Consider the following 22,874-nt stretch of genomic DNA (forward strand, 5'->3'; position numbering starts at 1 on the left):
GTTCACTCCTGCACGTAGAGGCCGTGCGCGCCGCGTACCACGATCACCGGGGTCGGGGCGTGGTAGAGCATCGCCTGGCTCACCGCGCCGAGCATGCCGCGCCACGGCTCGTCGCCACGGGCGCTGACCACCACGAGCTCGGCCCGGCGCGTCTCCTGCACCAGCGCGGACTCGGGGTCGCCGAGCCGCACCTGCTGGTCGACCCGGACCGACGGGTACTTCCGCTGCCACGGCGCCACCGCCTCGGCCAGCTGCTCGACGATCTCGGGTGGCGGGCCGCCGGTCGCGCCGTCCGGATCGCAGACCTGCACCACGACCAGGTCGGTCCGGTGCCGGGAGGCGGTGTCGAAGGCGTAGTCGAGGGCGGTCAGCGAGCTGGCCGAGCCGTCCACTCCGACCAGTACCGGGCCGCTGGAGGGGGGCGTCTCCCGGGCCACCAGCACGCTGCACCCGGCGCGGGCGGCGAGCTGCACGGAGGTGGCTTCGGAGTCGGCCGGTACGTCGGGATCCAGGGCCAGCCCGCCGTCGCCGATCACCAGCAGCGCGGCCGAACCCGACTCACGGAGCAGGGTGGTGATCACCGGTCCCTCGATGAGTGCCGTGCTGACCTTGATCTCGGGCTGGACGCGTCTGGCGGTGCCGAGGGCCCGCTCCAGCAACTCCTCGGCGGGCCGGCGCGGCTCCTCCGGCATCGGTTCCGACGGGTTCGCCGCCCAGTTGAAGGCGTGCACGATGCGCAGCGCGCGGGTGTGCAGGGCCGCTTCCCGGGCCGCCAGTCGGACGGCGCTCAGGCTGAGCCGGGAGTCGTCGACCCCGACCACGACCAGTGCACCGGACGGGGCGTTCACCGCCGCCCCGCGGTCACCTCGGCCACCGGCCCGGCACCGGACGGCTGGCGTATCCTCCGCACCTACCGAGCGTAACCGGGCATCGCGGTGCAGGTGACCGGAACGGGGTAGTCCGGTACGGCGGCCGCACAGTGGATGGTCGGTCAGCGCCCGACCCGGAGTACGACGACCGTGGCGTTGTCCCGGCCGCCCGCGACGAGCGTGTCGGCGAGGATTCCCCGGACCATCTCCGCGAGCCCGGCGCCCGTGCCGAGGCGGCCTGCCAGCCGCTGGTAGTCGAGTTGCTCGGCGACCCCGTCCGTGCAGAGGCAGTAGACGTCGCCCGGGCGGAGCGTGACGTGCAGCAGGTCCGGCTCGGGCATGCCCGGGTGACCCACGTAGCGGGTGAGCTGGTAGCGGGCGGCGGCCGCCTCCGGGGAGTCCGCCGGATACCAGCCGTAGACGGCGCCGAGCCAGGCGGCGGTGTGGTCGACGGTGAGCAGTTCGAGCAGGCCGTCCCGGAGCCGGTAGGCGCGCGAGTCGCCGATCTGCACGATCCAGGCGGGAAGCGGGGCGGCGGGCTCCCCCGACCGGACCGGCGCGTCGCTGCCGGATGGCGACCGGGCGATCGGTGCGCCGTGCCGGGCCCCCGCTTGCGGTGCCGGTGGGGTGGCGACCAGGCCGGTGAAGGTGCAGCCGGTCAGTTCGTGCAGGTCGGCGGCTGCCGTCCGGACCGCGAGTTGGGTCTCGGCCATCGCCGCGCGAAGCTGCTCGGGCCCGATGTCGGGGGCTGCGGCCCGTACCCCGGCGACCATCGTCTCCATCGCGGTGCCGCCGGCGATGCTGCTGCCGCGCCCCTCGCCCATCCCGTCGGCCACCGCGACGAAGGGCAGCACCGGATCGAGGTGCAGCACGTCGAAGTTGGCCGAGTAGCGCTTTCCCACCCGGCTGCCGCCGGCGGCCTCCAGGCGATGGCCGGCGAGCGGATAGCTACGGACGACGTCGCCCTCGGCGGGCATCCGGTCCGGACCCGTCACAGGGCTACGGTGCATGGCGGCGACGTTAGCAGGGTTTAGCTACCGACCTGGGCGGTATATGCGAATCACCGCAAAACGGCGCTCTCGTCCCGAATCCCTACCTTCGACGCCGCCCACTCCGGAGCAGTCCGGCACGCGCAGCGCAGGTCGCGTCTTGCCGTCAACGCAGGTCGCGGAAAAAGGCGGTGATGTCGGTGGCGAGCAGTTCCGGTTCCTCGTGTGCGGCGAAGTGGCCGCCGCGGGGCATCGGGGTGTAGCGGGTGAGCCGGTAGGTGCGCTCCACCCAGCGGCGCGGTGGGCGTGTCAGGTCGTGCGGGAAGACGGCGATGCCGGTCGGCACCTCCACCCGCCGCCAGGAGTCCCGGCCGAAGCGGTGATACTCGGCGTAGGGCCGGAACGAGGTGGCGATCGTGTTGGTGAACCAGTAGATGCTGGCCTGGGTGAGGATCTCGTCGTCGGTGAACGCGGCGGACAGGTCGCCGCCGCAGTCGCTCCACGCCCGGTATTTCTCGACGATCCAGGCGAGCAGGCCGGCCGGGGAGTCGCTGAGCCCGTGGGCGAGCGTAGCGGGTCTGGTCTGCTGCTGGTGCTCGTAGCCGCCCTCCTCCGCGTGCCACTGTGCCAGCTGTGCGAGGTGGGCCCGCTCGTCGTCGCCGAGTGGTTCGTCCGGGGCGACCGGTGGGTTCATCGCGGCCAGCAGGTGCAGGCCAACCACACTCTCCGGGTGCGCGGCGGCCAGCCGGCTGCTCACTCCGGCGCCGAGATCACCGCCGTGCGCGCCGTATCGCTGGTATCCGAGGATGTCGTGCATCAGCGTGTGCCACAGCTCGTGGGTGGGCGGCTCGGCGGGCCATCCTGGTCGGGGTTCGGAGAAGGCGAATCCGGGCAGCGACGGGATCACGACGTCGAAGGAGTCAGCCGGGTCGCCGCCGTACCGGCTGGGGTTGGCCAGCCGGTCGCCGAGCCGGGTCAGCTCCAGGAAGGTGCTGGGCCAGCCGTGGGTGAGCAGGATCGGCATCGGCCGGCCGCCTTCGCCGCGTAGCCGTACCAGGTGTATCCGGGCGCCGCCGACCGGCACGGTGAACTGTGGCACGGCATTGACGGCGGCCTCCTGGATGCGCCAGTCGAAGCGGTCGGCCCAGTAGCGCAACAGCCGGGCCATGGTTTCCGGCTCGGTGCCGGCCGTCCAGCCCGGTGCCGGGATCGGCGTGGGCCATCGGGTGTGGCGCAGTCGCCGTCGCAGGTCCTCCAGTTCTGGCTCGCTGACGTGCAGGGTGAAGGGTTCCAGCTCGGTTCTAGACACCAGTGAACGTTAACAGTGGTGTCGCCGATGTCAACACCGGCTTGTGGATATGGTGGTGTCGTGACAGAGCGCCAGCAGGTGTCCGAGGAGATGCGCGTGATCGAGGAGTTCCTGAACACCGTCGATGAGCGCACGTTCCGCCGGCACGGCACCGCGCACGCCGGCGGCGACCGGCTCGTCTCACCCGCCGCGCTCTCGGAGTGGCTGTCCGGACACGGCCTGCTGCCGTCCGGCACGCGGCTGGGTTCGGCCGAGTTGGTCGAGGCCGTGCGGTTACGTACCGCGCTGCGCCGGTTCCTGCTGTCGGCGGCGCCGGAACGCGGGACCGCGGCGGTCTTCGCCGATTTTCCGCTACATCTCGTCCCGGGAGCGGAGGGGGCGCTCCGGCTGGCCGCGACAGGCACGGCCGGGTTGGCGCCGATCGTCGAGGCCGTCGCCGCCGCCGTGGTGGACGGCTCGTGGGCCCGGTTGCGGATCTGCGCTGCGCCCGACTGCCGTTGGGTCTTCTACGACCTCTCCCGTGGTGGCGGCGGGCGCTGGTGCTCGATGGCGGTCTGCGGTAACCGCGCCAAGACCCGCAGCTACCGGCAGCGGCAACGGACGACCTGAATGTGGTGGCTGGCGCGATCCGCGTAATTGGATTGCGCCGGACGAGGATGCGGGCCAAGGCTTACACGATGGTTGATCGGTCTGTTCCGGAAGCGGCGGTCCCGGTGCCGGAGCCTGTCAGGTTCGTGTGCGACCTGCTCATCGGTTTCGGCTCTCCGTGGTTCCTCTGCGGTGGGTGGGCCGTCGATGCCAGGCTCGGGCGGCAGACGCGCGATCATTGGGATGTCGACATTGCCGTGCTTCATCGTGACCAGCGCGCCATCTTCGAACACTTTCCGGGCTGGGCACTGGTTGGGCACGATCGGCACGTGCCGGACGACACCGCCGAGCCGTGGAACGGTCGACACCTTGACCTGCCTGCCCATGTTCATGTCCCGAAGCTCGGAAGCCCGCTTGCGACCTCGACGGCGGTGACCCACCCGGACTTCGAGTTCGAGTTCCTGCTCAACGAGGGCTCCGACGGCCACTGCGTTCTCAATCGTGAGCTGGACGTCGCCGTCCCGCTGGACCGCTGCATCCGACCGTCTTCCTGGGGCGCACGGCCGTTTCATGATCGATAGTGGCGTTGAGTGACGATGCCCGCGTTGGCGTGTCGGATATGGACGAAGCTCCGTTGAGTCCAGGTCTTTCCACAGATCTGGTTCAAACGGAGCTTCGTCGTGCCGCAGTCTGCCACCCTCATCGCCGATCCGTCGCCCGTGCCGCTGCCCGAGGACGTCTCGTTCACGCCTTCGTGTCACGGTCTGCTCGATCTGCTGCTCGCCGTCGGCGACGGCCGGTCCGACCAGGGCCGTGATCATCCGGTCGCGGTCGTGCTCGCGCTGGTCGCGGCGGCCACGGTCGCCGGCCTGAAGGGCTACACCGCTATCAGCGGCTGGGTCGCCGACGTGCCTGCTGAGATCCTCGACAGCCTGTATACGCGGGTCGAAGCCCGCCCCGGTGCACGACCGTCACGCTCGACACTGTGGCGGGTATGCACCGACACCGACGGCGATGTCCTGGACGCGGTGATCGCCGAATGGACCACCGCCCAGCGCACCGGCACCGGCACCGGCACCGGCGAACAGGATTCCACCAGCAGCGATACACCGGCACAGATCCGTCTGGACGGCAAGACCGTACGCGGCGCCGTCGACGCCGACGGCGAGCAACTGCATCTGCTGTCCGCCCTGGCCGGATCGCCCGGCCCGGACCCGGCCGCCGTCATCATCGCCCAGGCCCCGACCGACGGCGCCAAGACCCGCGAACCAGAGACCGCCCGCGCCTTGCTGGAGACCCTCGATTTGCGCGACGCGACCGTCACCGCCGACGCCCTGCATACCGTCAAGGCCACCGCCGAGCTCATCCACCAGCAAGGCGGCCACTTCGTGCTACCGGTCAAAGAGAACCGGCCCGCGCTGTTCGATGCTCTCAACGTCCTGCCCTGGGCCGACACGCCGATCGGTTACGAGAGCACGGAAACGGGGCACGGCCGTACCACCCGCCGCACCATCCGGGTCCTGCCCGCCCCGCCCGGCCTGCCGTTCCCCCACGTCAGCCAGGTCTGGCTTATCGAACGCTACGTCACCACCGGCGACGGCAAGCAGTCCGCCGCCGCGCAACTCGGTGTCACCAGCCACCCCGCCGAGGCCGCCGGCCCGACCGAGATCGCCGCGTTCAACCGCGGCCAGTGGACCATCGAATCCCTGCACTTCATCCGCGATACCTGCTACCGCGAGGACCACTCCCGCGTGCGCACCCGCTCCGGCCCACGCGTCCTCGCCTCGCTACGCAACCTCGCCATCAACGCCCTACGCCTGGCCGGCCGCACTGATATCACCGAAGCCACCCGCTGGGCCAACCGCGACATGACCAGGCCATTCACCATCCTCGGCCTCACCGGATGATGTTGAAACGGCCGTGTCCTGGGGCGTGCCCACGGCCGCCGCAGAGGTTGTCCTGTTCTTCAAGGCCGGCGGAGATCTGAGCGTCAGGGATATGCGGACAACGGAAAGGCTGTTCCGGGATCGCGACGAGCAGGACTTCTTCGCCCTCCTGCCCACGCTTTCCGAAGGTCAGTGCTTGTGGCTGCGAGAGTCACTCGGGAAGATCCGGCCCGAGCATCCGTGGCTGGTTCACCTCGACTCCTGAGACTGGTACGCGCCCGGGTGAATCAGTCTCGACGGGCAGGATTGGTGGATCTTGGTGCCCCGAGTCGGCGTGGGCGTAGCAGCCGGTGGCGTTCATGCCGGGCAGACCAGGCGGTCCCGTCGTCCGCGCAGACCAGTGTAGGTTCTCAGCGAAGGTGATCCGGGGCAGCGCGCTGACCAGCAGCGGATCAGATTTGGTGAGAAGCGCTACGGTGTCTTCTTCTCACCGAAACTGATCTCTTTGCTACGTAGCCGCCGGTTGGTTTGTGGGCGGACAGGCGGTCGGCAACGCCTGCCAGTGCTGCGAGGTATGACGCCATAACCGCATCGACGGGTAGCCTGAAACGTAGCGTCCACGAGGGCTTCGAGAGCGGGGGTGACGATGGACTTCCCCACGCTGCTGAGATCCGCCTTTGGCCTGTTGATACCCGCTGCACTGCTGCTGGCGGCGTTATGGGCGTTTGGTGCGATCCGGCGCAGGCTTACCGCGAGGCGGAACCGACAGACCAGGGGCGGTGGACTCGACTGAGCCCACCGCCCCTGGATCCGTCAACGCTGGGCGTCGATCAGCCCCTGACGTGCGACAACAGCTGCGTCAGTGGTGATGAGTAGCCCGACATCCGACCAGATTACGAGCGGTACGTAGCCCAAGGCTTCGGCGAGCTTGTTGATCCAGGCGAGGCAATCCTCGATCGACTGCGTCGAGACGGCTAGATCAGTGGCGATCGTGTGGGTGGCAACCGGCTGGCCGGCCCGCTCGGCGAGATAGCGCACGAGGCCCTGGCCGTTGCTGTCGACCTTGCGGAGCAAGGCGCGAGCGTCGAACGCGACGTCGGGCCTGCCCGTGATCCACTCACGGGTCGGGTCGTTGGCGGGGTTCTCGTCGATCATCACCACTCCAGGGCTACCCATGCCTCCACGGCGGTGGCCGCTGCCGGCGGTTAGGCGGTGCAGGTGTCGGTCGCGCGACCGATGTAGGCATCATCCGAGTTGTAGTAGGCGGTCACCCACAACATGAAGGTACCGCTGAGCAGACTTGCATGGTCCCCGGTCGGAGTGCTCCATGATCCGCTCGACGACGCGTAGGGCCAGTTCTCGGTGGTCTTCCACCACTGGCCGTTGATGAACAGGTCGCGGTAGATGTGCAACTGCCTGTTGGGTTGGGCGTCCACGCCCCACCCCTTGTCCTGAACGTACCTCGTCGGAAGGATGTGGCAGGCGATGTCGGCGTAGACGATGGGGGCGAGTGCCTGTGGCTGGCTTGCCTTGGCCATGGCGAGTCTCGCAAGGGCTCCGCGCTCGTCCGTCCGGAAGAGATCGGGCGACAGCGAGGAAGCTGCCGACACTCCGCTGGGCCGAGCTGCGGCTGGTGAGGCTGCGGCGGCCAGGAGGGTGGCGACGATAAGTAAGATCGCGCTTCCCTGGTGCCCAACGCGTCGGATCACTCTCTGCACTTGTGGGCCTCCTTACTGTGGCATCAGTTCGGCCCGATGCTTCCAATGGGGAACCGGCAGACGGAACCCAAAAGTCGCATCCACGACTGTAGATATACGAAGAGTTTCCAAATTTGCCCAACTCGCCTGGGGCGAACGGAATCACGCACCCATGGCGGGAGGGCGTGACGTCGCCGTCAACCAGCAAGATGAACATCGTTTGTGACTGGTGGTGCCGTGGTTACTTAGCGGGCGCCCTGGTTGGGTGACCGGGTTGAGCCTTGGGCCAGGGTTCGGTAGATCGTTCGGTCTGGTTCGTTGATGTTGCGCCAGAACCAGGCGGGCATGTCCGTTGTGCCGGCCCAGCGAGACAGCGGGTGGGCGGGGCGGAGCAATTGCTCGGGCGCCGGGTGTTCGAGGCAGCGCGCGGCGGCGAGGAGGAACTGCATGGCTGAGGGGGCGTCGCGGTCCCCGCTTGGGGTGAGCAGCAGTTCGGGGATCGAGGTGAACAGGCCGGTGAGCGCGACGATTTCCGGGTATCGGATGACAGTGTCGGGAACGTCCGGGAGGTGCTCGGCTCGGGCGCTCCAGCGGGCACTGATCTGCTCTGGCTTGTCCCTGTAAAATCCGGCCCGGCCTCGTCCCCAGAAGCGAGTGATGCCGGCGGCTGCGGCGAACGCCTCGCCGATGGTGTCTCGGTGGCGGCGGCGAAGGATCTTGTAGCGGTGCGCAGCGGTGACGATCTCGGGTGTCGCCCCGAGGGGCTGTTCGTTGCCACGGTCGGACCGGTAGTGGTAGGGCACCAACGTGCGGCGGTGCTGGATGCAGACGGGTGGCTGGCCCGGTTCGAGCTGGATGATGGACGGGACGCGGATTCCGCGGCGGGCCGTGCAGTGGGAGCAGGGGCGTAGCAGGGTGGGATCGGTGCCGCCCAGCGGTATCCAGTCGCGCAGCGGCTCCGGCCCCGGTCTTTTGAGAGTGCGGGTGGAGATGGCGGCCAGCAGGACGGTTTCGGGATAGCCGCTGAGGATGGCCAGCCGCGCGAGCGCCGGCCGGTTGAGCGCGAGGTCGTGCGTGTGGAACGGGCCGATGTGACCGGCGTGGTCGGTGGCGATGTGGCGGATCAGCAGAGGGCGGTCGACGCGGTTGGCGTTGGCGAGCCGTCGCAGGTAGGAGATCATGAGTTCGCGCGGCATCGGCCGGACTCGGATCGGCAACGGGCGCAGGCGGCGTTGCCAGTAGGGGTCGCGCGGGTCGAGCACGGTCAGGCGGCTCCGCTGCCGGCCGTGTGTGCGGGCGTCCGGCGTGGCCGGGCCGCTGAAGCGGTGGCACCCGGCCGGGGATGTTCGGCGGCGTGGTCGAGGACGACCCGGTCCAGGGCGGCCTTGGTGATGCGTTCGGTGCCGTCGAAGATGGCCTCGATTGCGGCGTCGCGGATCAGGTGGGACAAGCTGCCGATCATGCCGCTGGTTCGTTCGTGCAGGTAGCCGGCGAGACGTAGCAGCGAACCGGTGCGGTGCTGGTGCAGGCGTAGCGCGTGTTCGAGGGCGCTGACCAGCGCGGCCCACTGCTCGCGCTGGGTGCGGGTGCCGTAGGCGAACGCCGTGGTGGCGATCGAGGCGAAACGGCCGGCGATCTGCCGGCCACGGACGCCAGAGAATAGACCGGCGTGTTCGACGTCGATGCCGGCGTAGACGAACGTGGCCGGGAGCCGCTCGGCCAGGTATTTGAGCTGGTCGGAGGCTTCCGCGCCGACCCGGGTGGCCAGGTTGAGGTTGTGTATCTCGTCGACGAGCACGAGGTCGGTGCCGAGCTGGGAGAGCACGTCGCAGACGGCGTTGGTGATGTTGACCTGGTTGAGGTTGCGGGGCAGGGGCAGGCCGAGGAACCGGGCGAACTCGGCGGCGAGGACCTTCGGAGTGGCAGCTGGCGGGACGGTGACGTAGACGACCGGCAGGAACGGGCCGGGCGCGGTGCGCCGACGCCGGGCCAGCAGTTCGTGGTGCTTGCCGAGCTGCTTGATAGCGGTGCTCTTGCCGGTGCCGGAGTCGCCGGTGACGACCAAGCCCCGCCGTGCGGTGTCGGTGCCGCGGTTGAGCAACACGAGTCGCCGGCCGGTGTTGACGATCTGGTCAACGGTCGGGGTGGCCACGATGATGAGCCGGGCGTGGTGGGCGATACGGGCATCGTCGTAGGCGTCCCGCTCGGCCGGGGTGAGTGCGGCCAGCCGGGCAGCCGCCAGCACCTCCATCCGGGAAGGCTGCTGCTCGATGAACGCCGCCCAGCCTTCCTTCGTGGTGGGCGGTTCGTGGGCCGGCGGATCGACCAGGTCTGCCGCCGGGGTGCGGGTCACCGGTAGCGCCGTTCGTCGCCGGGCTCGAACACCCCGAACGGGATCACCTTCGCCAGCGGCACGTCCCGGTCCTCCTCTTCGACGTCGGCAGGTTCTTCCGGGTCGGCCAGCGGGGTGGACGGGATCGGCCGGGACGCGGCGCGGGTCCGGGCGGCCACCCGCTGATGGCGGGCGTCGCCGCCGGGGCCGGCGCCGGCCCGGGTGAGGAGGTCGTCCAGGGCGCGGGCAACGGCGGTCTCGTCGGTGTCGTCGCCACCGCGGCCGGCGACGATCTGCCGGGCGGCCCGCCAGGTGAAGTCGGCGAACGGCTGCCCGACCATCGGCAGGTGGGTCCAGGCGGCCGTGATCCAGCCGCCGCCCTGGTGATCCCGGACGAATACGTGCGACAGGTCGTAGGGGTCGTAGTGGACCTCCCACAGCTTGCCCTTGCCGACCACGCCAGAGGACTCGTGCCGGTAACGGCCCAGATCAGGACTGTCGTAGTGTCGGTAGTCGATCTGGATGCCGTGATCGCCGATGGTGCGCCACGCGACCGGCAGCAGCTCCAGGTAGTCGGTGCCGGTCAGCGGCAGGGTGACGTACCCGGCCGCCGCGATCGCGGCGGCGAACATCTCGTTGGGCGACAGCACCCGGCCACCGGCATCCGGGTCACGTAGTCCCTCGTGCGGGCGGGGCTGCCACCCAGCGACGATCCACTCGTCGAGTAACTCCTGAAGCTGGGGCAGTGACCACACCGCCTCGGTGGCCGCCGCCGTGCCCCGCCGAGTGACGTTCGGCCCGACGTAGCCGGCCACGTGCTGGCAGAACAGGGTGCGGATCGAGCCGAACGTGCGCTCGACGTGGCCCTTGTCGGTCGGGGTGCCCGGCCGGGCCGGCTCGACGGAGATCCCGAGCCGGGCGCAGGCCCGCACGAACGTCTCGGAGACGAACACCGCACCTCGATCGGTGACGATGGTCTCCGGGACGATGACCGGCCGGGCGGCGGCGTGCTCCAGCCGCGCGTCCAGGTCCAGCAGCCGCCGGTGGGGGATGCGCGAGCGGGCCATCGCCAGCGCGTCCGCCCAGCCGGGCCGCATCGGCTCCGGGACCAACATCTTGGCCAGCAGCAGCGCCGCGTCGACGGCCTTGGTGCCCTTCGGGCGCAGCACCGCCGCGCAGATCGAGCGAGTCGCGACGTCCAGCACGACGGTCAACTCCACCCGGCCGGTCACCCCGTCGTCCAGCAGCGCCATCACGTCCAGCGGGGACGTGTCGATCTGCACCAACTCGCCTGGGCGGACCGCGACGGCGCGGGTGAACGGCCGCGCTGGCCGATTCGCCAGGCTGCGGCGGGTGGTCGCCTCGCCGAAGGTATGCCGGCCGGCATCCATCACGGCGACCAGGCGGTAGAACGTCGCCGTCGACGGCATCGGCACCACACCTGACCCGTGCTCGACGGCCAGCAAATGTTCCACCCGGCGCCGCAGCCGTGACCGGGTGCCGGTCGACTCCCCGGTCTCGGCCGCCATCACAGCCTCAACCGCCGCGACCACCCGGTCGTCGACCCGACCGTAGGAGGACGCCGGGCGGGTGGCCCGGTGGTCGACCAGGCCCCACAGGCCTTCGGACCGGTAGCGCAGCCGCATCCGCTTGACCGTGACCGCGCTGGTCGGCTGCCCCGCCGCGGTCAGCTCGGCCGCCTTGGCCGCCTCCCGCTCCGCCAACGTGTACCGGGCCGGGTCGTAGGGCTCGCGCGGCCGGACACCTGCCGGCGCGTCCGGCGGCAACCCGGTCTGCACCTCCACGACGTGCCGCTCCCACTGTCGGGCACGCTCCAGCACCGTCGCCGGCAGCGCGTCGACCAGCCCGACCGGATCCAGCCGGGCCGGCGCCGGACCGGCTTCCAACAGCTCGAAGCCCGGCGACGCCAGCACATGTGCCAACAGCAACACCTGGGCATCGCCGACCTCATCGACCAGGCGTACCCGCACACCCTGCAAGCCGCCGACCGTCCACGATCGACCGTCAAACTGCAACCGGTCGCCGACCCCCAGCACCGCCCGCCCGGCGCCGCTCACCGGGCCGCCGCCGACACAATCGACAGCTCCGACAGCGGCACCGCAAGATCGGTACTCAGCCGGCCGCACCACAGCAGGTGGAACACCGTCGGCAGACTGGCCAGCGGGTCACCCAACCGTGCCGCGCCGTCCATCAACGGCGTCGGCTCCGCGAACACCGCCGGAGCGGCAGCGGCGACCGCCGGGCGCAGGCAGCGCGGATACCGATACCCGGCCAGCCATCGGACGTTCGCCATCACCACCGGATCCGGCTCGTGCACCAGCCGATACTCCCAACCAGCCTCGGCGCAGGCCCGGCCGGTCGTCTCGAACGCCGCCGCGTCACGCGGGCGTACCCGCGCGGCCGGGCGGACATCGATCACCACACCGGTGCCGTCGACCAGCCGTACGAAGAAGTCCGGCGCGTGCGAGCGCCGCCGGCCCGCGTGGTCCCACGACAGCCAGAATGGCTGCGACGCCATCGCCACCACCGAGGGGTCGAAGTCCAGGAGCGTCAGATGATCCCGCTCCAACCACGACTCGAAGCCCACATGCCCGCCGATCGTCGCCGCCCACCACAGGCCCGTGTTGTTGCGCTGCCCCCGATACGCGGGGAACGACCGAACCGGCGGCACCAACTCGAACGCCACCCCGGCCACCGCGCCCAGGTCCTCCCGCTGCTCCCGCCCGTCCGGGCCGACGTACCCGACCACAAACCCGGACAACGAGGCAGGCGCCGAACCCCGCAGAGCCACCAGACCGCCCAAACCCGACCGCCTCCCCTGATCCAGATCCGCCCAAAGGCTAGCGACGACCCGGACGGCCGCACGCAGCCGGGCGGATCAAGTTCCGTGAGAACGGATCAGATACGGATCAGATCCAGTGAGAACGGATCAACTTTCGTGAGAACCCACAGCCACCATCTCGTTGTCAACTGGAGTTGACAAGAGCATGCTGTCAACCTATGTTGACAGCATGAGTCAGGCAACGGATCTGGCGGCGGCGGCCGGTAGCACCGACCCGCGGGTCGGGCTGCGCGCGGTGGTGGCGTTGCGCCGGTTGTTGGAGCGCCTGGAGGTCGTCCAGGTCGACAACGCCCGGCGGCAGGGCTGGTCATGGCAGGAGATCGCCGACGCACTCGAGGTCAGCAGGCAGGGAGTCCACAAGAAGCACGCCGGCCGGGCGTCGGCGCGTACCCAGGGAGGGCAGTGATGTTCGAGCGGTTCACGGTGCAGGCCCGGGAGGTGGTCCGTGGGGCGGTGGCGGCACGGGAGCGGCTGGGACACCGCACGGTCGGCACCGAGCACCTGCTGTTCGCCCTGGTCGACGAGAAGACGAGCTCGGTCGCCGGGCTGCTCCACGAGGCCGGCGTGAACACCGATCGGGTGGCCGAGGCGATCGACCGGAAGGTCGGGCGCGGCACCGAGGAGCTCGGCGACCGCGACGCGGAGGCGCTCCTGTCGATCGGCATCGACCTGGCGGCGGTCCGGTCCAAGCTCGAGGAGTCGTTCGGCGAGGGTGCGCTGGAGGGGCCGCCGTCGCGGCCGTCCCGGCGCTGGCCCTTCCGCGGCTGGGAACTCTCCAACCGCTTCTCCGCGCGGGCGAAGAAGGTGCTGGAGTTGGCCCTGCGCGAGGCGGTCAACCTGCGGCACCGGGAGATCGGCGCCGAGCACATCCTGCTCGGCCTGATCCGGGAGGGCGACGGGCTGGCCGCGCTGGTGCTGACCGAGGCCGGGGTGGACCTCGTCGAGCTGCGCCGCCGGACCCTGCGCTCCTTCCGCGACAGGGCGGCCTGAGACACCGGTCGGCTCGGGGCGGGATCCCGCCGGTGAGGGCTCAGCCTGTCGGTGGGGCTCAGCCTGTCGGTGGGGCTCAGTCGGTAGGTGAGGCTCAGTCGGCTGGCCGGGCGGCGTCGAGCTGCTCGCGGAGGATGTCGGCGTGCCCGGCGTGCCGGGCGGTCTCCTCGATCATGTGGGCGTAGATCCAGCGCAGCGATACCCCGCCCAGCCGGGGATGCGGCACCGAGTCGTCGAGGGCCGACCGGGCGGCGACGCGGCGCGACTCCTCGCACGCCTCGGCGTACTCGGTGAGCAGCCGCTCGACGGTGTCGTCGGGGCCGAGGGCCCAGCTCGGGTCGCCGCCGTCGACCCAACCGGCGATGTCGGCGGGCTCCCGCGACGCCAGCCGGCGCTGGAACCAGCTCCGCTCCACCGCCGACAGGTGCTTGAGCAGCCCGCCGAGGGTGGTCAGCGACGGCACCAGCCGGCGTCGGGCACCCTCCTCCGACACCCCGGCGATCCTCTCGGCGACCTCCCGCCGCTGGCAGTCGAGGAACGCCTCCCACACCGCCCGCTCGCCGCCGGTGGAGACCGCTTCCTCGGGTGCCAACGGCGGATCGACCATGTGACTGTCGGGCCCTTCTCGGCTGCGGGTCGGGGAGGTTCACTGTAGTGGCCGCCGGCGGCCGGTCGCCGGTCTGCGCCGAATGCGTCGCCGGTCTGCGCGACACGTCACGTCCGTCCGGCTCGCCGCCGGCGGCAAGCTGCTGCACACTGGCGGCCGTGAAGGCGCGAGAGGGACGTACCCAGGGTGTGACGGCCGTGCACCGGACGGGCGGTGCCGGCGGTCCGCGGTCGGCGGTGGTGGTCAACCCGGCCAAGCAGCCCGACCTCGACGGGCTGCGCCGGACCGTCACCGAGGTGCTGGCCGCGGCGGGCTGGCCGGAACCGGAGTGGTTCACCACGACGGTGGACGATCCGGGCCAGGGCCAGGCGCGGGCGGCGATCGCGGCCGGCGCCGAGGTGATCTTCGTCTGCGGCGGCGACGGCACCGTGATGTCCTGCGTCGGTGCCCTGGTCGACACCGACGTGGCGATGGCCATCCTCCCCTCGGGCACCGGCAACCTGCTCGCCGCCAATCTGGGACTCTCCGACGACCTGGTCGCCGGCATCGAGGTCGCCGTGGAACGGGGCCGGCGACGCATCGACGTCGGCACCTGCGGCGACCAGTGCTTCGTGGTGATGGCCGGGATGGGCTTCGACGCCCAGATGCTCTCCGACACCTCCGAGACGACGAAGGCCCGGGTCGGCTGGCCGGCATACGTGATGGGGGCGCTGCGGCACCTGCGGGACCGGCCGATGCGGGTGTCGATCCGGATCGACGACGACCCGCCCCTGCGGCGCCGGGCCCGGACGGTCCTGGTGGCCAACGTCGGGCGCCTGCAGGGTGGCGTACGGCTGCTCGCCGACGCCGAGCCGGACGATGGCTGTCTGGATGTCGCGGTGCTCACGCCACGGACCCTCAACCACTGGCTCTCCCTCGGCTGGGCGGTGCTGCGAGGCCGTCGGCGGGTGCCCAGGATGGAGGTGCTGCGCGGCCGGCGCGTGATCATCACCAGCAACCGGGCCCAACCACGCGAACTGGACGGCGACCTCATTTCCCCCGGCCGCTCGCTGAAGGTGTCGGTACGCCCGCAGGCGCTCTGGCTCTGCGTACCGCAGCCGCAGACCGAACCCGACCTGTCGGTGGACGCCGACGCGGCAGGGGAGCGGGGCGAGCGCCGGGTCGAGGAAGCACGGTGAGTGCGAGGAGTGAGCCGGGGTTGCGAGCCCCGCAGTCACGAACTGGGGCGGCACGGTGAGTGCGAGGAGTGAGCCGGGGTTGCGAGCCCCGCAGTCACGAACTGGGGCGGCACGGTGAGTGCGAGGAGTGAGCCGGGGTTGCGAGCCCCGCAGTCACGAACTGGGGCGGCACGGTGAGTGCGAGGAGTGAGCCGGGGTTGCGAGCCCCGCAGTCACGAACTGGGGCGGCACGGTGAGTGCGAGGAGTGAGCCGGGGTTGCGAGCCCCGCAGTCACGAACTGGGGCGGCACGGTGAGTGCGAGGAGTGAGCCGGGGTTGCGAGCCCCGCAGTCACGAACTGGGGAAGTACCGTGAGCAGTACCCGGCTGGTCCCCGAGACGCGGTGCATGGCGGACGAGGAGCTCTCCGCCGACGACGCCTGGCACGCCCTGCGCCGGTACGGCGGCTGGCACCTGGTCCGGGACGCCTTCATCCGGTTCCGGTACGGCGACGCGTTCAGCCACGCCCGGGCGCTCGCCCTGCAGCTCTGCCTGGCCGTGGTGCCGTTCCTGATCGCGCTGGCCGGTCTGATCAGCGACCTCGGGGCGGACGAGGGCGGCCTGGTGGTCGCCGACACGGTGATCGCGCTGACGCCGGGCGCCAGCGACGGGGTGGTCACGGAGCTGCTGGTCGACTCGGAGCAGACCGAGGACGCCGGTGAGCTGGCGCTGGCCCTCGGCCTGCTCACCGGGCTGGTCGCGCTGACGACGACGATGGCCCAGGTGGAACGCGGGGCCAACCGGATCTACGGTGTGGAGCGGGACCGGCCGGCGTTCGCGAAGTACGTCCGCGCCGCCGTGCTGGCGCTCACCGCCGGGGCGCCGGCGCTGGCCGGCTTCTTCATCCTGGTCGGCGGCGGCGAGCTGGGTCGCTCGATGGAGCGGCACTACGACTGGTGGGGGCCGTCGGCTCACCTCGCCTGGGACCTGGTCCGGTGGCCGCTGAGCCTCGGGCTGACCGTCTTCGCCGTGGCGGTGCTGTTCCGGCACGCGCCGCGCCGCCGGCAACCCGGCCTGTCCTGGCTGCTGTTCGGGGCAGGATTCAGCATCGCGCTGTGGTGGCTCGCGAGCGTGCTGCTCGCCGGCTACGTCTCCTACAGCGACGCGTTCGGCGCCACCTACGGCGCGCTGACCGGGATGATGGCCCTGCTGCTCTGGGCCAACCTCACCGGGATCGCGCTCTTCGGCGGCCTCGCCTTCGCCGCCCAGTTGGAGGCGCTGCGCCTCGGCGACCACGAGCCGGCCGAGCCGGACCGGTGGGATTCCGACCGTGACCGGGCCGGGCCGGACGGGCGGGACCCCGACCGCATGCCGGGGCGGGACGAGATGACCGACGTCGATCCGGCGGCGGAGCTCGGCCGGACCGTGCCCGCGCCCTGGCCGGTCGGCGAGCGGGTGACCGGTGCCGTCGGCGCGGGGGAGCCGCACGACGCCTGACGGGTGTAGGCCCTCCGCACGGCGGGTACCGGGCTGGCCAGGACGAAGGGAGTTCTGGCGTGGCCACGGTCAGCGAGGTCTTGCGGCGCCCCATCGGACACTTCGCCGAGCGGAGCCTGGCCGGCTGGGCCCTGGTCACCGGCGCCGGCGTCGGGTTCGGCGTGCTGTTGCTGCTGGTCCGCCTCCGTTGGGAGCCGCTGCACACCGTCGACCACGAGACGGCGGCCTGGTTCAACCGGGTGGTCTCGGCAAACGGCGACCTGGTCACCGTGCTCCGGGCGGTCAGCTCGCTCGGCGGTCGGCCGATCATGTTCTGGCTGGTCACCATCGCCGTGGTGGGCCTGCTGATCCGCCGGCAGGGCCGGCTCGCCGTCTTTCTCATCGTCGCCGGCGTCGGCGCCCTGCTGCTCGACCCCTCGCTCAAGGAACTGGTGGGCCGGCTCCGCCCGGTGGTCGACATCCCGGTCGCCTCGGCACCCGGCAACAGCTTCCCGAGCGGGCACGCGCTGGGGTCGATCGTCGCCTACGGCGCACTGCTGCTGGTCTTCCTGCCCGCGATGCGGCCCCGCTGGCACCGGCTGGCCGTCGCCGTCGTGATCGCGGTCGTGCTGGCGGTCGGGCTGACCCGGATCGCGCTGGGCGTGCACTACGTCTCGGACGTCGTCGCCGGCTGGCTGCTCGGGCTCGCCTGGCTGGGCGTCACCGCGTACGCCTTCCGGCTGTGGCGCCGCGAGCGGGGCCGCCCGGTCCGGCCGCTCGCCGCCGGTCTGGAGCCGGAGGCGGGACGGGAGATCGCACCGGCACCGGCCGAGGAACACGTGCTGCCGCACCCCCGGGCGGCCGTCGCCGAGGTGCTCACCGGCTGGGTGCTGGTCTTCGGGTCGCTGTACGCCTTCGGCATGCTGGTCAGCTACCACGTCGACGGCACGTTCGTCGAGACGCTCGACCGGGAGGTGCCGGCATGGTTCGCCGCGCACCGCACCGACACGCTCGACCAGGTCAGTCATCTCGCCAGCATGGCCGGCAACACCCACGCGATCCTGCTGGTCTCGCTCGTCTTCTGCCCGCTGGCCCTGGCCTTCTGGCGGCGCTGGCGACCGGTGCTCTTCGTCGCCCTGGCCATGTTCGGCGAGCTGAGTCTCTTCCTCGCGTCGGCGCACGCGGTGGGCCGGCCCCGTCCCGAGGTCCCGCACCTCGACGGCCCGCTGCCGACCTCGTCCTTCCCCTCCGGGCACATCGCGGCGACCATGTGTCTCTGGGTGGCGATCGCCCTACTGGTGATGCCGCGTACCGACCGCTGGTGGCGCTGGCTGACCGTGGCGCTCGCCGTCGTCATGCCGCTGGTCGTCGCCACCTCCCGGATCTACCGCGGGATGCACCATCCCAGTGACTTCGTCGGGGCCATGCTGCTCACCGCGCTCTGGATCGGCCTGCTCTGGCTGGTGGTACGCCCCAACGAGGAGTTGACCGAGCGCACCGGGGAAACCGCCCCCGCCGACCGCCACCCGCGGGCTCCGGCCGAGCTGTCCGACCTCGACGACGAGCTGGTCCGGACGGTCCGGCGGGACTGACCCGTCGATGCGGAACGGGGGCCGTGGCATGCGGGCGATGACGTACAACATCAAGAACGGCGGGTGGGACGGCGCCGATCCGGCCCGGCTCGACCGGCTGCTCCGGGTCGTCGCCGAGCAGCGGCCGGACGTGCTGGCCTTGCAGGAACTCCGGGGCTTCCGCCGGGACCGCCGCCGGCTGGACGAGGTCGCGCGGCGGCTCGGGATGCGGGCCCATCTGGCCGGAGGGTGGTTCGGGCAGCCGGTGGCGATCCTGGTGCGGCCGCCGGTCGAGGTCGAGACGGCGGCACCGGTCCGCCGGCCGTTCCACCACGGGGCGCAGCGGGTCGTGCTCGGGACCGATCGGGGGCCGCTGACCGTGCTGGGCACGCACCTGCATCCGTACTCCGGGCGGCGCCGGCTGCGCGAGGCCGGCTGGCTGGTCGGCGCGGCCGGCCGGGGCGGGCCGGACCGCAGGCGGCTGCCGGACCGGCTGGTGCTGCTGATGGGCGACCTGAACTCGCTCGATCCGGGCGGCCGGCACGCCGAGCGGGTCGCCCGGCTGCCAGCGGCGTACCGGGGCAGGCACCTGCTGCCGGACGGCAGGACGGTGGACACCCGGGCGATCGCCGCGCTGCACCGGGCGGGATTCGTGGACCTGTTCCGGTCGGTGGGGGAGGGCGGTTCGGGAGCCGGGGAGCGGGCGGCGGGACAGCCGGGTGGCGAGCCACCGAAGACCGTGCCGACCAGCGGCGGTGGTGGGGTGGAGTTCACCGACATGCGGCTCGACTACCTCTTCGGCACGCCGCCGCTCGCCCGGCTGGCCCACGAACCGAGGGTGGTCACCGGAGGAGCGGCGGAGACGGCGTCGGACCACTACCCGCTGGTCGCCGACCTCGATCTGCGGCCGCGGTGACCGGCTGCCTCTCAGGTGCCGAGCCCGACGTCGCGGGCGAGCAGGGCCGCCTGCACCCGGTCCGCGACGCCGAGCTTCGCGAAGATCGCGGAGAGCTGGTTGCGTACGGTTTTCTCGCTGAGCCCGAAGTGCCGGGCGATCTTCGCGTTGGTGTCGCCGAAGGCGAGCCGGCCGAGGATGTCCCGCTCCCTGGAGGTGAGCTGGTTGAACGGGGCGGGCAGCTCGGCCGGGCCGCGGTTGAGCGCGGTGAGCACCGACGGGCCGATCCCCGGCCCGAGCACCACACCACCCTGGGCGACGGTACGCAGGGCGTCGATGACGGCGTCCGGGTCGGTGTCCTTCAACACGTAGCCGCGGGCTCCGGCCCGCAGTGCCCGGGCCACGATCTCCTCGTCGTTCGCCATCGTCAGCATCAGCACCTTGGTCTCCGGGCGCGAGTGGATGATGCGTGCGGTGGCGTCGACGCCGTCACCGTCCGGCAGCGTCACGTCCATCGCGATCACCTCGATCCGCTCGCCGACCGCGGTGCTGACCGCCTCGGCACAGGTGGCGGCCTCGAAGACCTCACTCACCCAGGGCTCGCCCTCCAGCATGGTGCGCAGCCCACGACGCACCACCGGGTGGTCGTCGACGATGAGGATCCGTCCACCGTGCACCATGCTCGTCGCCGCCTCTGCACGAACGCCGCGTTCTCCGGCGATGGCAGCGGCTCCGGCAGAGAGCTGGAACCACGCGACCGCCCGTCCATCGCGGGTTCAGCCTAGCGGGCTAGCCGACCCGGTCCGCGCCGCTGTCCGGTGTCGGGCGGTCGACGGTCGGCGAGGTGCTGCCGGCGGGCCGTGTCACTCCGCCGTGCGGCTGTGTCACTCCGCCGTGCGGCTGTGTCACCCTGCCACGCGGCTGTGGCAGCTCCGACTCCGGGTCGGCTCCGGCGGATCGGTGGGCCACCCCCCAGCGGCCGTCCGGGCCGCCGGAGTTGGAATCGGTCCCCGTGTCGCCGCCCGTGCGGTCGGCGGCGGGACGCTCCGTGCCGGGTGGGTCGGTGACCGCCCGGTCGAGAGTAGCCGGACGGTCGTGCGGTGGGGTGCCGGTCGCCGGGTCGGGCGTGGCCGGCTGGAACGGCAGACGCACCCGGATGGACGTACCGTGCGGATCCGTCGGGGTGATGTCGAATTCGCCGCCGAGTTCGGTGGCACGCTCCCGCATCGAGTCGAGGCCGACGCCGCCCGGCCGGCGCGGGCCGAGGCCCACGCCGTCGTCGATGATCTCCACCGTCATCGCCCGGTCCCGGCGCACCTTCACCTGGCAGGTGCTGGCCTGCGAGTGCCGCGTCACGTTGTTCAGCGCCTCCGCGACGATCCGGTACGCCGCCACCTCGATCGCCGCCGGTAGCCCCTGGAGGTTGCCGTCCACCTGCAACCGGACCGACAGGTTCTGGCTGTCGAACCGGGTGCACTCGTTGCGCAGTGCCGCGGCGAGTCCGCGGTCGAGCGCCGGTGGCCGGAGCTGGTCGACGAGCTGGCGCACCTCGGCGGTGCAGGTCTGCAGGTCCGCCGCGAGCGCGTCGAGGATGCGGAGGGTCCGGGGCTGGCCGGCGACCAGCTTGTGCGCCGCCCGGACCTGCATGGCCATGCCGGCCAGGGTCGGACCGAGACCGTCGTGCAGGTCGCGACGGAGTCGCCGGCGTTCCTCCTCGCGTGCGGTGATCAGCCGCTCCCGGGACTCCTGGAGGTCGTGGATGAGCCGCACGGCGTCGGCGGCCACCGCCGCGTGCAGCGCCAGGTCGTTCAGCAGACGCCGCTCGACCGGGGTGAACCGGCTCGTCACGCTCCGGTTCGCCACCAGCAGCCGGCCGACCCGTTCCCCCCGGGTGACCATGTCGAACGCCTCGACGGGGGTGCTCGCGGTGCCGTGCGCGGCGAGCACCCGGGGTCCCTCCCGCCCCTCGACCTCGACCGCCACGTGTGGCACCCGCAGCGACCGGGCGATGGTGCCGGTCAGCAGCGGCAGCACCGCGCCCGGCTCGACGGTGCGGCCGAGCAGGTCGCCGAGGCGCGCTATCACCTGGTACGGGTCGTCCCGGTCGCCGTAGAGCAGCCGGTTGACCCCCCGCTGCACCCGACCCCGGGCCGGTTCGAAGGCGACCGCGATCAGCCCGGTCGCCACCAGCGAGGCGTTCGAGGTGCTGCCCGACATCACCAGGTCACGCAGCAGGGCGATGAGCCCGACGAAGGCGGCGATGACCAGCAGGCTCATCACCAGCCAGACGATGGTGCGGTTGATGACCTGGTCCAGCCCGTAGAGCCGGTAGCGCAGCACGGCGACGGCCATCCCGACCGGCAGGGCCACCACCACGATCACCCAGGCACCCGTGAGGTCGATGGTGTCGAGCACCAGTCCGAGCAGCAGCAGGATCCCGGCCGCGAGCAGGCAGGCCAACTGGGCGCGGCTCTCACCGTCGGAGCGGCGCCAGCGCAGGATCAGCGAGACGAGCACGCCGACCAGGCCGACCAGGGTGACCCCGATGGCGAGTATCGCGACCAGGACGAGCGTCCGGGCTCGCGGGGTCGGCGCCGGCTCCGCGGCGCTGACCAGACTGTAGGGGTCGTCGAGGGCGGCGATCGCGTAGGCGAGGGCGGCGACGGCGGTGGCGGTGATGATCAGCACGGCGAGCGGTCGCCATCGCCGGGACGGCAGCCTCCCGTCCGGAAACACCAGCAGGGCAAGGATGATCAGTCCGTACGCCGGCCACCAGGCCCACTGGCTCAGCCACGCCATGGGCAGCCAGTTCGCCCAGCTCGCCGCGAGCAGGCCCACGCTCGCCGCCCCCCCGGCGGCGAGCATGAGCCGACCCACGAGGTGCCCCGGCACCCCGACCAGGATGAGGCTGCCCATGGCGGTGAACCCGACGGCGATAACTGCCGCCATTCCGGTTAGTACGACCGTCGAGTTGCCTGCGTTGACGACCTGTCCGGTCACCATCAGCGCGGCGACAACCACCGCCGTGGCCAGTACGCCGATGCGGCGTACTGACCATCGGCTGGTGCGTTCGGTGGATTCCACCCTTTGACCCCTGCCCGATCGAGCTTGTCAGTGTGTCCAGCCGGCGGCGTGCAGCGAGTTGTGGAACCAGCTGCCCGGCGTCATCAGCCTGATGCCGCCCGAGGGCGCGTCGCCCCCCGGGAAGTGCGCGGCGTCGTCGGCCAGGGTGCCACCGCCGAGCTGCGGCAGCGACTCGATCGCCGCTTCCGGAGTCAGCCCGGAGTCGGCGACGATCTCCGGGTGCCGGCGGATGTAGTCGCCGACATGCTGGACGACAGCCTGCAGCCGCCCCTGGATCAGCTCGGGCTCGGGATCGTCGAGCGTGGGTACCAATCCCTCCAGTTCCCAGGCGTGGCTGAACACCGGAGCGAGCCGGCGGCCCGCCTTGTCGAAGAACTCCAGGCCGCCCTGAGCCTTGGCGCCGATGTCCTTCTCGCCCAGCATCTCGGCCACACTGCCGTAGGCGTGCGCGAAGCTGTTGTCGCTGGCGATGACGATCGGTTCGATCTCCGTACCCGGAACCGGGCGAATCGGCTTAGCGGTCATGACACTCCCCTCGTAATCCAATCTCGACGGTTCAGGC

General features: G+C 71.4%; 23 protein-coding genes. 10 read left to right on the top strand and 13 right to left on the bottom strand.

The annotated features are described in order from the left end of the window. Positions 1–2: 2 nt before the first annotated feature. The 3 genes from ACN27G_RS07690 to ACN27G_RS07700 all read right to left on the bottom strand — a co-directional run bounded on the left by ACN27G_RS07690 (position 3) and on the right by ACN27G_RS07700 (position 3,167). The gene (locus tag ACN27G_RS07690) at positions 3–848 is read right to left on the bottom strand and encodes a universal stress protein (protein WP_421492089.1); all 846 of its coding nucleotides are present in this window, start codon (positions 846–848) and stop codon (positions 3–5) included. A 143-nt stretch (positions 849–991) separates the two neighbouring features. Continuing rightward, the gene (locus ACN27G_RS07695; protein WP_421492090.1) at positions 992–1,879 is read right to left on the bottom strand and encodes a PP2C family protein-serine/threonine phosphatase; all 888 of its coding nucleotides are present in this window, start codon (positions 1,877–1,879) and stop codon (positions 992–994) included. Between the two features lie 145 nt (positions 1,880–2,024). Continuing rightward, positions 2,025–3,167, bottom strand: coding sequence for an epoxide hydrolase family protein (locus ACN27G_RS07700; RefSeq protein ID WP_421492091.1), 1,143 nt, complete (start codon positions 3,165–3,167; stop codon positions 2,025–2,027). 60 nt (positions 3,168–3,227) lie between these two features. On the opposite strand from ACN27G_RS07700, the gene ACN27G_RS07705 reads away from it, so the two are divergent. The 4 genes from ACN27G_RS07705 to ACN27G_RS07720 all read left to right on the top strand — a co-directional run bounded on the left by ACN27G_RS07705 (position 3,228) and on the right by ACN27G_RS07720 (position 5,906). After that, complete coding sequence (locus tag ACN27G_RS07705) at positions 3,228–3,776, top strand: CGNR zinc finger domain-containing protein (protein WP_421492092.1); 549 nt, start codon at positions 3,228–3,230, stop codon at positions 3,774–3,776. Between the two features lie 68 nt (positions 3,777–3,844). After that, entirely contained in the window at positions 3,845–4,336 is a 492-nt protein-coding gene (locus ACN27G_RS07710; protein WP_421492093.1) for a nucleotidyltransferase domain-containing protein, read from the top strand. 99 nt (positions 4,337–4,435) lie between these two features. Further along, positions 4,436–5,662 (top strand): ISAs1 family transposase, encoded by a 1,227-nt coding sequence (locus tag ACN27G_RS07715; RefSeq protein WP_421491150.1) that lies wholly within the window; start codon positions 4,436–4,438, stop codon positions 5,660–5,662. A 13-nt stretch (positions 5,663–5,675) separates the two neighbouring features. Then, positions 5,676–5,906, top strand: coding sequence for a hypothetical protein (locus tag ACN27G_RS07720; protein ID WP_421490718.1), 231 nt, complete (start codon positions 5,676–5,678; stop codon positions 5,904–5,906). A 548-nt stretch (positions 5,907–6,454) separates the two neighbouring features. Here ACN27G_RS07720 and ACN27G_RS07725 read toward each other — a convergent pair. From ACN27G_RS07725 to ACN27G_RS07750, 6 genes are all read right to left on the bottom strand, one after another. Then, positions 6,455–6,796, bottom strand: coding sequence for a hypothetical protein (locus ACN27G_RS07725; protein WP_421490717.1), 342 nt, complete (start codon positions 6,794–6,796; stop codon positions 6,455–6,457). A 50-nt stretch (positions 6,797–6,846) separates the two neighbouring features. Next, positions 6,847–7,179, bottom strand: a complete 333-nt coding sequence (locus ACN27G_RS07730) for a hypothetical protein (RefSeq protein ID WP_130463598.1) — start codon at positions 7,177–7,179, stop codon at positions 6,847–6,849. Positions 7,180–7,583: 404 nt separating this feature from the next. Then, the gene (locus ACN27G_RS07735; protein ID WP_421490716.1) at positions 7,584–8,600 is read right to left on the bottom strand and encodes a TniQ family protein; all 1,017 of its coding nucleotides are present in this window, start codon (positions 8,598–8,600) and stop codon (positions 7,584–7,586) included. Between the two features lie 2 nt (positions 8,601–8,602). After that, the gene (locus tag ACN27G_RS07740) at positions 8,603–9,691 is read right to left on the bottom strand and encodes an ATP-binding protein (RefSeq protein WP_421490715.1); all 1,089 of its coding nucleotides are present in this window, start codon (positions 9,689–9,691) and stop codon (positions 8,603–8,605) included. After that, positions 9,688–11,748 (bottom strand): Mu transposase C-terminal domain-containing protein, encoded by a 2,061-nt coding sequence (locus tag ACN27G_RS07745; RefSeq protein WP_421490714.1) that lies wholly within the window; start codon positions 11,746–11,748, stop codon positions 9,688–9,690. The genes ACN27G_RS07740 and ACN27G_RS07745 overlap by 4 nt, the downstream gene beginning before the upstream one ends. Further along, the gene (locus tag ACN27G_RS07750) at positions 11,745–12,452 is read right to left on the bottom strand and encodes a TnsA-like heteromeric transposase endonuclease subunit (protein WP_421490713.1); all 708 of its coding nucleotides are present in this window, start codon (positions 12,450–12,452) and stop codon (positions 11,745–11,747) included. Before ACN27G_RS07750 ends, ACN27G_RS07745 begins: the two co-directional genes overlap by 4 nt. A 250-nt stretch (positions 12,453–12,702) precedes the next feature. Between ACN27G_RS07750 and ACN27G_RS07755 the strand changes: the two genes are divergently transcribed. Continuing rightward, positions 12,703–12,939 carry a helix-turn-helix domain-containing protein gene (locus ACN27G_RS07755; RefSeq protein ID WP_421492094.1) on the top strand — a complete coding sequence of 79 codons (237 nt, stop codon included), beginning with the start codon at positions 12,703–12,705 and terminating at the stop codon, positions 12,937–12,939. Further along, complete coding sequence (locus ACN27G_RS07760) at positions 12,939–13,523, top strand: Clp protease N-terminal domain-containing protein (protein ID WP_421492095.1); 585 nt, start codon at positions 12,939–12,941, stop codon at positions 13,521–13,523. Before ACN27G_RS07755 ends, ACN27G_RS07760 begins: the two co-directional genes overlap by 1 nt. A gap of 94 nt (positions 13,524–13,617) precedes the next feature. Here ACN27G_RS07760 and ACN27G_RS07765 read toward each other — a convergent pair whose 3' ends face one another. Next, on the bottom strand, positions 13,618–14,130 hold the full coding sequence (locus tag ACN27G_RS07765) for a DinB family protein (RefSeq protein WP_421492096.1): 513 nt from the start codon (positions 14,128–14,130) through the stop codon (positions 13,618–13,620). A 188-nt stretch (positions 14,131–14,318) separates the two neighbouring features. Between ACN27G_RS07765 and ACN27G_RS07770 the strand changes: the two genes are divergently transcribed. The 4 genes from ACN27G_RS07770 to ACN27G_RS07785 all read left to right on the top strand — a co-directional run bounded on the left by ACN27G_RS07770 (position 14,319) and on the right by ACN27G_RS07785 (position 19,249). Next, complete coding sequence (locus ACN27G_RS07770; protein ID WP_421497266.1) at positions 14,319–15,308, top strand: diacylglycerol/lipid kinase family protein; 990 nt, start codon at positions 14,319–14,321, stop codon at positions 15,306–15,308. Between the two features lie 350 nt (positions 15,309–15,658). Next, the gene (locus ACN27G_RS07775; protein WP_421492097.1) at positions 15,659–16,783 is read left to right on the top strand and encodes a YihY/virulence factor BrkB family protein; all 1,125 of its coding nucleotides are present in this window, start codon (positions 15,659–15,661) and stop codon (positions 16,781–16,783) included. A 59-nt stretch (positions 16,784–16,842) separates the two neighbouring features. Then, positions 16,843–18,354 (top strand): phosphatase PAP2 family protein, encoded by a 1,512-nt coding sequence (locus ACN27G_RS07780; RefSeq protein WP_421492098.1) that lies wholly within the window; start codon positions 16,843–16,845, stop codon positions 18,352–18,354. 37 nt (positions 18,355–18,391) lie between these two features. Next, positions 18,392–19,249 (top strand): endonuclease/exonuclease/phosphatase family protein, encoded by an 858-nt coding sequence (locus ACN27G_RS07785; protein WP_421492099.1) that lies wholly within the window; start codon positions 18,392–18,394, stop codon positions 19,247–19,249. A gap of 11 nt (positions 19,250–19,260) precedes the next feature. On the opposite strand, the gene ACN27G_RS07790 is transcribed toward ACN27G_RS07785, so the two are convergent. From ACN27G_RS07790 to ACN27G_RS07800, 3 genes are all read right to left on the bottom strand, one after another. Then, complete coding sequence (locus ACN27G_RS07790) at positions 19,261–19,908, bottom strand: response regulator (protein ID WP_421492100.1); 648 nt, start codon at positions 19,906–19,908, stop codon at positions 19,261–19,263. Between the two features lie 109 nt (positions 19,909–20,017). Continuing rightward, complete coding sequence (locus tag ACN27G_RS07795) at positions 20,018–22,312, bottom strand: histidine kinase (protein WP_421492101.1); 2,295 nt, start codon at positions 22,310–22,312, stop codon at positions 20,018–20,020. A 27-nt stretch (positions 22,313–22,339) separates the two neighbouring features. After that, positions 22,340–22,837, bottom strand: a complete 498-nt coding sequence (locus ACN27G_RS07800; protein WP_421492102.1) for a hypothetical protein — start codon at positions 22,835–22,837, stop codon at positions 22,340–22,342. Between the last annotated feature and the right edge of the window lie 37 nt (positions 22,838–22,874).

Origin of the sequence: Plantactinospora sp. WMMB334 (assembly GCF_049179095.1) — a bacterium.
GTDB lineage: Bacteria > Actinomycetota > Actinomycetes > Mycobacteriales > Micromonosporaceae > Plantactinospora.